The following is a 12,868-nucleotide window of genomic DNA, read 5'->3' on the forward strand; positions in this document are numbered from 1 at the left end:
GGCTCTGCCTATTTCGGCCGCGACACGATCTCGATCATCTGACCCTCGTCGCCGTCAGGCGCATGGGCCTTGGCCTTCTCGTAGGCAGCGAGTGCGGCGCGGCTGACGGGCACACCGGCTAGCAATGTCTCTGCGAGCCGCACGGCATAGTCGGCATCCTTGTGGCGCAATGCCGCAGTGAAGGAGGCGCCGGTGAAGTTGCGCTCGATCATCCGCTTGCTGTGGCGGATCACCTGCGGGCTTGCGATCGCGCCGGTCCCCAGTGCTTCGGCGACCAGTTTCATGTCGAGGCCGGCCTGCTCGGCGATCGCAACGCCCTCGGCGAGGCTTGCGATCTGCACCGCACCGATCAGATTGTTGATCAGCTTGAACACGGTGCCGGTGCCGACCGCGCCGAAATGGCGAATCGTGCTGCCGATCGGGGCGAGGAACGGCTGCGCCCGTTCGAGATCGGCCGGGTCAGCGCCCACCAGCAGCGTCAGCTTGCCGGCAGCTGCCGCCTCCGGCAGACCGGTGACGGGACAATCGATGTAGATCAGGCCGCGGCTCTGCAGCTCGCGCGCCATGTCCAGCGTATGCTGATACGAGACCGTGGAGCACTCGATCGCGAGCGTCCCGGCCTTCATGGTGGCGGCGGCGCCGTCTTTGGTCAGCCAGACCGCGCGCGATGCCTCGTCGTCGGCGACCATGGTCACGACGGCATCGGCGTCGATCGCGGCGTCCTCCGGCGAGGTCGCCCACAGCGCGCCACGCGCAATCAGATCCTCGGCCTTGGCCTTGCTCCGGTTCCACACCGCAACGGTGAAGCCGGCATCGAGATAACGGCCTGCCATGCCGTGGCCCATGCGTCCCAATCCGATGAAAGCGACGCGCGTCATGGGCTAATCCACATCCTCGACGGAGCCGGGCCCGGTGCCGAACGCACGCTGCGCCAAGGTCGCCGCCATGAATTCATCGAGATCGCCGTCGAGCACCCCCGAAGTGTCGGAGGTCTGCACGCCGGTGCGCAAATCCTTCACCATCTGGTACGGCTGCAAGACGTACGAGCGGATCTGGTGACCCCAGCCGATATCGGTCTTGGCGGCCTGATCGGCAGCGGCCTGCTCCTCGCGCTTCTTCAGCTCGATCTCGTAAAGCCGCGCGCGCAACATGTCCCAGGCCTGGGCCCGGTTCTTGTGCTGGGAGCGACCGGCCTGGCAGACCACCGCGATGCCGGTCGGGATGTGCGTCAGGCGCACCGCCGACTCGGTCTTGTTGACGTGCTGACCGCCGGCACCGCCCGAGCGCATCGTGTCGGTGCGGACATCGGACTCCTTGATCTCGATCTTGATCGAGTCGTCGATCACCGGGAAAATCTGCACCGACGAGAACGAGGTGTGCCGCCGCGCGTTGGAATCGAACGGCGAGATGCGCACCAGACGATGCACGCCGGCCTCGGTCTTCAGCCAGCCATAGGCATTGTGGCCGGAGATCTGGATGGTGGCCGACTTGATGCCGGCCTCTTCACCCTGCTGCTCCTCGAGGAACTCGATCTTGAAGCCGTGCTTCTCCGCCCAGCGCGTGTACATGCGCAGCAGCATCTGCGCCCAGTCCTGGCTCTCGGTGCCACCGGCGCCGGCATGGACTTCGAGGTAGGAATCGAACTTGTCGGCCTCGCCCGAGAGCAGCGCTTCCAGCTCGCGCCGGGCGACCTCCTTCTTGAGGTCCTTGAGCGCCTTCTCGGCCTCGGCGACCACGGCCGCATCGTTCTCGGCCTCGCCGAGCTCGATCATGCCGATATTGTCTTCGAGCTCGCGCTCGACCTTGCCGATGCCCGACAGCGCGTCCTCCAGCGAGGTGCGCTCCTGCATCAGCCGCTGGGCCTTCTGGGGATCGTTCCAGAGATTGGGGTCTTCAGCGAGCTTGTTCAGCTCAGCGAGGCGTGCCGTCGATTGTTCGACGTCAAAGATGCCTCCTCAGCAGCCCGACTGACTGCTTGATCTCTTCAACAAGGCGTTCGATTTCCGCGCGCATGGTCTTTCAGGTGTTGGTGAAAAAGCTTGCCGGGGATGTAACGACCGGCGCGGCAAAGCGCAATCGGCTTGGCCGCGCTATCCCGGCGATTCGGCCGAAACGATCGCTAGTACAGCCCCCCGGTTCCCGGCCGCATGAAGAAGCCGCCATCCGGCTGTCCGCCACTCTGCGACGGCTGCGGACCGGGCGCAGGGCTGCGGCCGTCGGCATCGGCGACACCGATCACCGAGTAATTGTCCGGCGGCGCGGTGCCCGGCTTGAAGGCTTCGAGGATGGTGTTGCCGCCATCGCCCGGGCCGGCCCGCATGCCGGTCTTGGCATCGACGCGGATCAGCTTGATGCCGGCCGGCACCTTGAACGGGGTCGGCGGCTTGTCGGCGAGCGCAAGCTTGAGGAAGTCGCGGGCAATGGGCGCCGCCACGTGACCGCCGGTGGCGGTGCGGCCGAGATTGCGCGGCTTGTCGTATCCCATGTAGACGCCGACCGCGAGGTCCGGCGAGAAGCCGACGAACCAGACATCCTTCTCGTCGTTGGTGGTGCCGGTCTTGCCGGCGATCGGCTTGCCGACCTCCTTGACGACGGTCGCGGTGCCGCGCTGAACCACGCCTTCCATCATCTCGGTGATCTGGTAGGCGGTCATCGGATCGAGCACTTGCTCGCGGCGATCGACGAGCTGCGGCTCCGGCTGGCTCTTCCAGCCGCCCGGCGCGTCGCAGCCGCGGCATTCGCGGGTGTCATGCTTGAAGATGGTGTGGCCGTAGCGGTCCTGGATGCGATCGATCAGCGTCGGCTTCACCCGGCGGCCGCCATTGGCGAACATCGAATAGGCCGTGACCATACGCATGACGGTGGTTTCGCCGGCACCCAGCGCATACGACAAATAGTTCGGCAGTTCGTCATAGACGCCGAAGCGCTTTGCATACTCGCCGACCAAGGGCATGCCGATGTCCTGCGCGAGCCGCACCGTCACGGTGTTGAGCGAGCGCTGCAGCGCGTTGCGCAGCGTGGTCGGGCCGTAATACTTGCCGGTCGAATAGTTCTCCGGACGCCACACGCCGGCGCCCTGCCCCTGATCGATCTCGATCGGCGCGTCGATCACGGTGGTCGACGGCGTATAGCCATTGTCCAGCGCCGACGAGTACACGATCGGCTTGAACGACGATCCGGGCTGCCGGTAGGCCTGCGTCGCGCGGTTGAACTGGCTCTGGTCGAACGAGAAGCCGCCGACCATCGCGAGCACGCGGCCGGTCCACGGATCCATCGCCACCATCGCGCCGGAGACCTCAGGCAATTGCCGCAGGCGATACTGGCCCTCGACCGCAGTGCCCTCCTTGGTCACCAGCGGGTCGGCATAGATCACATCGCCCGGCTGCAGCACCTGCGAGACCGCCGTCGGCGCCTTGCCCTTGGTCTTGGCCCAGCGCACGCCGTCCATCGTGATGATGCCGGTCTGCCGCTCCTTGCTGACCGCGCCGCCGAGCTCGCGGCCCGGCTGGAAGCCGATCCGCGCCGACTGATCGCTGGTCTCCAGCACCACCGCCATCCGCCACGGCGAGATGTCGGAGAGCGATTTGACGTCGGCAAGCTTGACGCCCCAATCGCCGGAGACATCGAGCTTGTGGACTGGGCCGCGCCAGCCCTGCGCTTCGTCGTAATTGACGAGACCCGCGACCATGGTCTTGCGTGCCATCACCTGGATCTTGGGATCCAGCGTGGTGCGGACCGACAGGCCGCCCTCGTAGAGCTTCTTTTCGCCGTAGCGCTCGAAGATGTCGCGGCGGACTTCCTCGGCGAAATATTCGCCGGCGAAGATGTGCGCGCCGTTCGAGCGGCTGGTGACGTTGAGCGGGTCCTTGCGCGCCTTGTCGGCGTCGGCCTGCTTGATCCAGCCGTTCTCCAGCAGACGGTCGATCACATAGTTGCGACGCTCGATCGCGCGGTCACGGTTGCGCACCGGATGCAGCGCGGCCGGCGCCTTCGGCAAGGAGGCGAGATAGGACGCTTCCGCGATCGTCAGCTCGTTGACCGACTTGTCGAAATAGACCAGCGACGCCGCCGCGATGCCGTAGGCGCCGAGCCCGAGATAGATTTCGTTGAGGTAGAGCTCGAGGATGCGGTCCTTGGAATAGGCGCGCTCGATGCGCATCGCCAGCAAGGCTTCCTTGATCTTGCGCGCGAACGAGACCTCGTTGGTCAGCAGGAAGTTCTTGGCGACCTGCTGGGTGATGGTCGAGGCACCCTGCGGGCGACGGTTGGAGCCGTAGTTCTGCGCGTAGAGGATCGCAGCGCGCGCCATGCCCTGATAGTCGATGCCACCGTGCTCGTAGAAGTTCTTGTCTTCGGCAGCGAGGAACGCGTTGATCACGAGCTTCGGCACCGCCTGGATCGGCAGATAAAGCCGGCGCTCCTTGGAGTACTCGCCGAGCAGCGCGCCGTCGGCGGCGTGCACGCGGGTCATCACCGGTGGCTCATAGTCCTGGAGCTGCGAGTAGTCGGGCAGATCCTTGGAGAAATGCCAGATGGCGCCGGCGACGGCGGCGACACCGACCAGGAACACGACCGTTCCGGCGGCGAACAAGAAACCCATGAACCGCACGAGCAGGCGCATTATCGACGTTCCGTTCCTACCCTCCGGCGCTCAATCGTCAGAAGCGCCTGTCCAAAAGTGCGAGCCTCACACAACGAGGTATTTACATCGAGGCCTTGGCCCAGCGAGCCGCCTTGCGCACGCGAATAAACAAAAGCCGCCGGACAATATGGTCGATTCTGCGGACCTGCGGTCCCTGTCTATAGCGTCGCCGCTGTGGCCAAACTAGGGCTTCCGGGCAACGGCCCCGGCTTTTCAGGCGGCCAATTTCACTTTGCCGGTCCGGCAGTTGCCAGCCGTTTGGCGAAGAACGTGTCGATCGCCTGGACCATCGATCCGACAGCCTTGTTCCGCCAGTTCTCGGAGACCAGATGCTCGAGGTCGCCCTTGTTGGAGACGTAGCCGATCTCGACCAGAACGGACGGCACGTCGGGTGCCTTCAGCACCCGGAAGCCGGCCGATTTCAGCGGGTGCTTGTGCATCCGCACCGTGGTCTTCATCTCGTCCATCAGCAGCCGGGCGAAGCGGTTGGAGAAGGTCTTGGTCTCGCGCTGCGCGAGATCGATCAGGATGTCGGCGACGTCGGTCGGCTCGTCGGTCAGGTTCACGCCGGCGATCGCGTCGGCCTTGTTTTCCGCTTCCGCCAGCCGCTCGGCCTCGGCGTCGGAAGCCTTGTCCGACACCGTGTAGATCGTGGCGCCCTGGGCGTCGCCCTCGCGGCGCGGCAAGGCATCGGCGTGGATCGAGACGAACAGCGCCGCGGATTGCGAGCGGGCGATCTTCACCCGGTCGTTGAGCGGGATGAACGTGTCGTCGGACCGGGTCATGACCACGCGATACTTGCCCGACTTCTCGATCCGGTCGCGCAAAGCGAGGCCGAAGCCCAGCACCAGGTTCTTCTCGGTCTGGTCGCCGGACTGGGTGCCGTTGTCGATGCCGCCGTGACCGGGATCGATCACGATCAGCGGACGCGGGTCGGTGGTCGTAACCGGCGGCAGTGCCGCCGTGGTGACGGCGGGGATGCTTGCCGTGTTGCCTTCGGAGATCGCGGGCTTCAGTTCGGGCCGGCCCTCCGGCGCGAGCGACTGCACGAAGCTGGTGCGATCGACCTGCTCGAAATCCAGCACCAGCCGCGGCGGCTGGCCGTTGGCGGCATCGAGCACATAGGAATTGGCGATCTTCACCGGGCCGGTCATGTCGAACACGATCCGGGAGCCACCGGGCATGACCAGGCCATAGCGAAACGCCTTCACCAATCCCCGCGCCGCCGAGCCGGTGCCGGCAGCGAGCTGGAAATTGACCTGCGGGATATCGACCACGACGCGGTAGGGGTCGGCCAACGGGAAGGCGCGAAACTCGATCTTGCGGTCGAGATCGAGGATGAATCGGGTCTGCTTGTCGTCGCCGGCGAGCCTGGCACCGGATGCGACCGGGAAATTCGGAGCGCCGGCGGCAGGAGCATTGGCGGCCGGTGACGACTGACCGTCCGATGGTCCCTCGGCCGCGCTCGGGGCGCTGGCCACGCCAAGCGTCAATGCTGCAGCGCACAACAGCCCGCATCCCAAGAAAACAAGGTGTTTTGCGCGGTTCTCCACCCGATTCGGAGCCTCCCAGCTGCTTCTTACCGCATTAGAACCGCACGGTTAATCGCAGCCTAATGACGCGACGGTGAAAAGAACCGAGTGTTGCGGCGGCGTGACGCTTCCCTTGCACGCGGCGGGCAATCCACGTATGTACGGAGTGCTGACGGCTAGTACTCCCGGTTGTGTCGCGTTCAGCCTCTCGGTGCAGCGGTGGAACCTTCCAAGTCGAAGATCCCGCCGTGTTTTTCCGGTCCCTCCCCAGCCAGCGCCGCGCGCGGCTGACACGGAGAGGCGGATTCAAGCCCGAGCGGCGTCCGGTCCCAGACACACTCCCTCGCCAGAGGGACGGTTTGAGACACGGCGTAACCGATTATCCGGCCCCTTGGTGGATTCCTTGGGGCTCTCGATATGCGATGGCCGGCAGGCGCTTCGGCGCCAGGCGGGGCCTTCAGCAAAAGATACGGCGGTCAATTTCGCCGCCAACATGTTTAGACGGGCCGACGCTTAATGCGCCAGACTGCATTGCCGACCAGGATCCCCCGAATGATCGCGCTGACGCGAGGTGAAAGCTTCGCCCGTCGCATCAACCCGGTGGGTTCCCGTCCGGCGCTGCGCCGCGAGACGCGTTTTGGCCTTCCCCTCACCCCCGAATCAGGTGGACCGTCGCGTCACCGGGCGGCGCAGTTTGCGCGCGCCATGATCCGCGCCCGCCGCCGTCAAGAGCTCCAAAATGCCCAACAAGATGTTGATCGATGCCACCCACCCGGAAGAGACCCGGGTCGTCGTGGTCCGTGGCAATCGTGTCGAAGAGTTTGATTTCGAGACCGCCCAGCGCAAGCAACTGCGCGGCAACATTTACCTCGCCAAGGTCACGCGCGTAGAGCCGTCGCTGCAGGCTGCCTTCATCGAATATGGCGGCAACCGGCACGGCTTCCTGGCCTTCAGCGAAATCCATCCCGACTACTACCAGATCCCGGTCGCCGACCGTCAGGCGCTGATCGAGGCCGACGAGCGCGCCCATCGCGAGGCCGAGGAAGAGCACGAGAACCGCGGCCATCGCCGCCGGTCGCGCCATCGCAATGCCCGCCGCCGCGGCCATGGCGACCGTGTCCAGAGCGAGGTGATCGAGGGTGCCGCCGACGCGCAGACGCAGCCGGCGGCCGAGGCTCACGAGCACCCGGTCGATGCCGAGCATCATGAACATGATGCCGGGCATCACGAGCACGGCGTGGCCGCCTATGAGGGTCACGAGCATGAGGCGCATGACCATGCGCATCACGACGACCATCACCACGATCATGAGCATCACCATGACCATGGTCACGACGATCATGGCCACGATGATCACGATCATCACCTCCACGACCACGATCATACGCACGATCACGACCACGCCGCCGTCGTGAGCCAGGCGCCGGCCGCCGACGCCGCGTCCGACCCCGTCGCTGCGGTGGTCGAAGCCTCCGTTGCGTCAGCCGCGCCGGAATTCGTCGAGACCGCCGAGGTCAATCATGAGCCCGAGCGGACCCATGAGGAGCAGGTCGCGGAAAACGCCGCGCATGCCGACGACGCGCCGCACGGGACTGCCGACGACGTTCACGCCGTGGCCGACGAGCACGGCGTCGCCGAATACGCGACGCTTGCGGACGCAGCCGCGCCCGAGGCCCGGCATGGCGACGATGCCGGCGAAGACGATGATGAGGACGACGGCGAGGAAGGCGAGGAAGAGGATGTCGTCGAGTCCGTCGGCGGCGACGACGTGCTCGAGGAGGTTCCGGAGCGCGCGTTCCGCCCGCGCCGCCAGTACAAGATCCAGGAAGTGATCAAGCGCCGGCAGGTGATGCTGGTGCAGGTCGTCAAGGAAGAGCGCGGCAACAAGGGCGCCGCGCTGACCACGTATCTGTCGCTCGCCGGCCGTTATGCCGTGCTGATGCCCAACACCGCGCGCGGCGGCGGCATCAGCCGCAAGATCACCTCCGCCCAGGACCGCTCGCGGCTGAAGGAAGTGGTGCAGGACCTCGACGTGCCCGAGGGCATGGGGATCATCCTGCGTACCGCTGGCGCCTCCCGCAGCAAGCCGGAGATCAAGCGCGACTTCGAGTACCTGATCCGGATGTGGGAGACGGTGCGCGACCTGACGCTGAAGTCGCAGGCGCCGACCCTGGTCTATGAGGAAGGCTCGCTGATCAAGCGCTCGCTGCGCGACCTCTACAACAAGGAGATCGACGAAATTCAGGTGGCGGGCGAAGCCGGCTACCGTGAAGCGCGCGACTTCATGAAGATGCTGATGCCGGCCAATGTGCGCGCGGTGAAGCAATATCGCGACGGCCAGCCGCTGTTCTCCCGCATGGGCGTCGAAAGCCAGCTCGACGCGATGTTCTCGCCGACCGTGCAGTTGCGCTCCGGCGGCTACATCGTGATCAACCAGACCGAGGCGCTGGTCTCGATCGACGTCAACTCCGGTCGCGCCACGCGCGAGCACCATATCGAGGACACCGCGCTCAAGACCAATCTGGAAGCCGCGGAAGAAGTCGCGCGTCAATTGCGTCTACGCGACCTCGCAGGCCTGATCGTCATCGACTTCATCGACATGGACGAGAAGCGCAACAACCGCGCGGTCGAGCGCAAGCTCTCGGACTGCCTGCGCCAGGACCGCGCGCGGATCCAGGTCGGCCGCATCTCGCATTTCGGTCTCCTGGAAATGTCGCGCCAGCGCATCCGCGCCAGCGTGCTGGAGAGTTCGACCGAGCCCTGCCCGCAATGCGGCGGAAGCGGTCACGTCCGCTCGGTCTCGTCGGTGGCGCTGCAGCTGCTGCGCGGCATCGAAGAAATCCTGATGAAGGGCGCGACTCACAATCTGGTGGTCCGCACCCGCACCGACGTCGCGCTCTACGTGCTCAACCACAAGCGCGGCCATCTGCGCGACCTCGAGGACTCCTTCCGCGTCTCGCTGTCGATCGTGGCCGACGCCACGGTACACGGTCAGCAATCCTACATCATCGATCGCGGCGAGCAGGTGCACACGCTCGAAGCCGCCAAGGCGCTGCTTGCTGCGCAAGCTGCCGCTGCGCCGGCGCAGGTCGATGAGCCGGATGACGAGGAAGAACTGTTCGAGTACGAGGCCGAGATCGAGACCGACGAGACCGAAGGGCTCGTCGACGACCGGACGGCCGGCGAGGAAACGGGCGCCGCCGAGGGTGAAGGCGACGGTCAGCGCCGCAAGCGCCGCCGTCGGCGCCGCGGCCGTGGTGGCGCCAACGAGCCGCGTGACGGCGTCCAGCAGCCGCGCGAGGACGGCGATCTGATGCATGTCCTGCCCGATGGCACCGAGGCGGTTGCCGCGGGCGAAACCGAGGGCGATGAGGACGAAGGCGACGATGCGCAGGGCGCTGCCCGCGACGACCAGGCCGGCAATGGCGATCGCCGCCCGCGGCGCCGTGGACGCCGCGGCGGCCGTCGCCGGCGCGGCAGTGGCGGACCGGAAGACGGTCTCGCCGGATCGATCTCCGATGAGCTGAGCCCGGCGGCAGCACCTGAAGCCACCGACGCGGTCGCCGATTTCGACAACCGCGACGCGGAGCCGGCTCCCTCGCTGGCGCAGCCCGAGTTGTTTGCCCAGCCGACGGAATGGCAGCCGATCGAGGCCGCGCCGGTTGAGGCGATTGCGGCCGCGGCACCCGAGCCCGAAGCCGTTACAGCGCCTGCGGCCGAGGACACGGCGGACGCCGACCGCTCGCAGCGGCGGCGCTCGACGGTGCGCGAAAAGGTCAGCTTCGCGTCGAGCCCGCAACCCGAGACAACACCGGCGCTGGCTCAAAGCCCGGCGGAGGAAGCTGCCCCCGCCCCTGAACCCGCAGCCGCTGCCCCGCAGCCCGCACCGGAGGCCGCCACGGCCGAAGCTCCCGCGCGCAAGGGCTGGTGGTCGCGCCGCTTCGGCGGCGGCGGCAACTAGCGCCACCTGGAAGTTCAAAACGCCCGGTTCACGCCGGGCGTTTTTATTGGACAGGCCATCCGTTCGTCAGGCGCCGGCGTGACGGAGCCTGACGGAGACGGATCCCAATGCAAAGCGCGATCGTTCTTGGCGGCGGCATGGTGGGCGTCAGCACGGCGCTTCACCTGCAACGCCGCGGCTGGTCGGTGACGCTCGTCGACCGCAAGGAACCAGGCCGCGAGACCAGCTACGGCAATGCCGGCATCATCCAGAGCGAGGCGGTGCGGCCCTATCCGATGCCGCGCGATCCGGCCACGCTCGCGAGGATCGCGATGGGGCGCACCAACGACGTGCGCTATCGCCTGGCCTCGTTGCCGCGGCACGCCGGTCCGCTGCTGCGCTATTGGTGGAACTCGACACCCGAGCGGCACCGCGAAGCCACCATCGCCTGGGCACGCCTGATCGCCCACGCCACGGCGGAGCACGACACGCTGATCCGCGATGCGCATGCCGACAATCTGATCCGTCGCGCCGGCTATCGCCTGCTGCATCGCGACCCGGCTGCACTGGAGCAGGCGATCGCCGTCGCCGAGCAGAACCAGCGTGACTTCGGCGTGCAGTTTCGCGTGCTTGACGGCAGCGAGCTCGCCAGGGCCGAGCCGTTGCTGCGCGACGACCTGCCCGGCGCGATCCACTGGCTTGGGCCATGGACCGTGTCGGACCCCGGCGGCCTGGTCTCGGCCTATGCCGGATTGTTCGAGCGTCTCGGCGGCACGCTGCTGCGCGGCGACGCGCAGACATTGACCGAGACCGCAACCGGCTGGTCGGTCGACACGACAGGCGGCCGGATCGATGCCGCCCACGTCGTGGTCACGCTCGGGCCATGGTCACCGCAATTGCTGCGCAAGTTCGGCTACCGGATCCCGCTGGTGCGCAAGCGCGGCTACCATATGCATTACCAGGGCGGCCGCTCGCTCGACCTGCCGCTGGTCGACACCGCGAATGGCTATGCGATGGCGCCGATGGCCAAGGGCATCCGCATCACCACCGGCGCGGAGCTGACCAGCCCCGACGCGCCGGCGACGCCGATCCAGCTTGGCTTCGCCGAAGCGGCCGCACGCGAGCTGATCGAGATCGGCAGCCGCGTCGAGCCCGAGCCCTGGTTCGGCACCCGCCCCTGCACCACCGACATGCTGCCGGTGCTCGGGCCGGCGCCGCGCCATCGCGGGCTATGGGTGAATTTCGGTCACGGCCATCAGGGCTTCACGCTCGGCCCGGCGACGGCGCGGGTGCTGGCCGAAACGATGAACGGCGAGGCATCCTCGGTGGACACCTCGCCGTATCGGCTGGATCGCTTCTGACCGCTGAGGCGGATTTAGTCCGTCGTCAGCGCGGTCTCCATGTCGGTCGGGTCGATCTGCCGGGCGAGATTGGCATTGAGCTTGTCGCGATCGAGCTCGCCCTCCCACCAGGCGACGATCACGCAGGCGACGCCGTTGCCGCACAGATTGGTCAGTGCGCGGCACTCGCTCATGAACTTGTCGATGCCGAGCACGATCGCCATGCCCGGCACGAGCCGCGGATCGACCACCGCAAGCGTTGCCGCCAGCGTGATGAAGCCGGCGCCGGTGATCCCGGAGGCACCCTTCGAGGTCAGCATCGCCACCACCAGGATCGTGAGCTGCTGGCTGAACGAGAGGTCGTAGCCCAGCGCCTGCGCGATGAACAACGTCGCCAGCGTCATGTAGATATTGGTGCCGTCGAGGTTGAACGAATAGCCTGTGGGGACCACGAGGCCGACCACCGACTTCGAGCAGCCGAGACGTTCGAGCTTCTCCATCAATGACGGCAGCGCGCTCTCGGAGGACGAGGTGCCGAGCACGATCAACAGCTCGTCCTTGATGTAGGCCAGGAACCTGAAGATCGAGAACCCCGCGATCCGCGCGATGATGCCGAGCACCACGAGGACGAACAGGGCTGCGGTCAGATAGAACGTCGCGATCAGCCCCATCAGATTGAGGATCGCGCCGGTGCCGAACTTGCCGATGGTGAAGGCCATCGCGCCGAACGCACCGATCGGCGCTGCCCGCATCACGATCGAGATCACGCCGAACACCGCATGCGCGGCGTCGTCGATGAACGAGCGGATGGTGTGGCCGCGCTCGCCGAGGCCCATGATCGCAAAGCCGAACAGCACCGAGAACAGCAGCACCTGCAGGATCTCGCCCTGCGCGAAGGCGCCGACGACGGTGTCCGGAATGATGTGCAGCACGAAGTCGACGCTCTTCTGCGCCTCGGCCTGCTTGGCATAGCCGGCAACAGCTTGGGCGTTCGCCGCCGCATTGCCGAAGCCGGCGCCCGGCTTCACGATGTTGCCGATGAGCAAGCCGATCACCAGCGCAAAGGTCGAGACCACCTCGAAATAGACCAGCGCCTTGACGCCGATGCGGCCGACCTTCTTGGCATCCTGAATATGGGCGATGCCCGACACCACGGTGCAGAAGATGATCGGCGCGATCACCATCTTGATCAGCTTGATGAAGCCGTCGCCGAGCGCCTTGATCCAGTCGTTGGTGGCAATGCCGGGCCACAGCCAGCCGACCAATGCACCGAGCACGATCGCGATCAGAACCTGGACGTAGAGAATCTTGTACCACGGCTTGCTACCGGCAGACGCCGGTGAAGCCGTGGCAACGGTTGCCGCTGCCATGTGTCACTCCCCCTCAGAAATGGCGGAAATAGCCAAGATCAACT

The 12,868-nt window shown here is 66.3% G+C and carries 7 protein-coding genes; 2 read left to right on the forward strand and 5 right to left on the reverse strand.

The window, feature by feature from the left end:
• Window positions 1-8: 8 nt before the first annotated feature.
• The 4 genes from CO675_RS29665 to CO675_RS29680 form a co-directional block, all read right to left on the reverse strand.
• Window positions 9-878 carry an NAD(P)-dependent oxidoreductase gene (locus tag CO675_RS29665; protein WP_097675328.1) on the reverse strand — a complete coding sequence of 290 codons (870 nt, stop codon included), beginning with the start codon at window positions 876-878 and terminating at the stop codon, window positions 9-11.
• A gap of 3 nt (window positions 879-881) precedes the next feature.
• Window positions 882-2,013 (reverse strand): peptide chain release factor 2 gene (prfB, locus tag CO675_RS29670; protein ID WP_097675329.1). Its coding sequence is split into 2 segments (ribosomal slippage): window positions 882-1,943 and window positions 1,945-2,013, totalling 1,131 coding nucleotides; the frame shifts between segments, so codons are not numbered across the junction.
• A 106-nt stretch (window positions 2,014-2,119) separates the two neighbouring features.
• Window positions 2,120-4,621, reverse strand: a complete 2,502-nt coding sequence (locus CO675_RS29675; protein ID WP_097675330.1) for a penicillin-binding protein 1A — start codon at window positions 4,619-4,621, stop codon at window positions 2,120-2,122.
• A 248-nt stretch (window positions 4,622-4,869) separates the two neighbouring features.
• Window positions 4,870-6,195 (reverse strand): N-acetylmuramoyl-L-alanine amidase, encoded by a 1,326-nt coding sequence (locus tag CO675_RS29680; RefSeq protein ID WP_097675331.1) that lies wholly within the window; start codon window positions 6,193-6,195, stop codon window positions 4,870-4,872.
• A 718-nt stretch (window positions 6,196-6,913) separates the two neighbouring features.
• Between CO675_RS29680 and CO675_RS29685 the strand changes: the two genes are divergently transcribed.
• Together CO675_RS29685 and CO675_RS29690 are read left to right on the forward strand one after the other, a co-directional pair.
• Complete coding sequence (locus CO675_RS29685) at window positions 6,914-10,135, forward strand: Rne/Rng family ribonuclease (protein ID WP_097675332.1); 3,222 nt, start codon at window positions 6,914-6,916, stop codon at window positions 10,133-10,135.
• A 107-nt stretch (window positions 10,136-10,242) separates the two neighbouring features.
• A complete protein-coding gene (locus CO675_RS29690) occupies window positions 10,243-11,475 on the forward strand; it encodes an NAD(P)/FAD-dependent oxidoreductase (RefSeq protein ID WP_097675333.1) in 1,233 nt (410 codons plus the stop codon).
• A 14-nt stretch (window positions 11,476-11,489) separates the two neighbouring features.
• Here the strand turns inward: CO675_RS29690 and CO675_RS29695 are convergent, their stop codons facing one another.
• Window positions 11,490-12,824: a dicarboxylate/amino acid:cation symporter gene (locus CO675_RS29695; RefSeq protein ID WP_097675334.1), complete on the reverse strand. Its 1,335-nt coding sequence runs from the start codon at window positions 12,822-12,824 to the stop codon at window positions 11,490-11,492.
• Window positions 12,825-12,868: the final 44 nt, after the last annotated feature.

This window comes from Bradyrhizobium sp. C9 (genome assembly GCF_002532045.1).
In the GTDB taxonomy this organism is placed as follows: domain Bacteria; phylum Pseudomonadota; class Alphaproteobacteria; order Rhizobiales; family Xanthobacteraceae; genus Bradyrhizobium.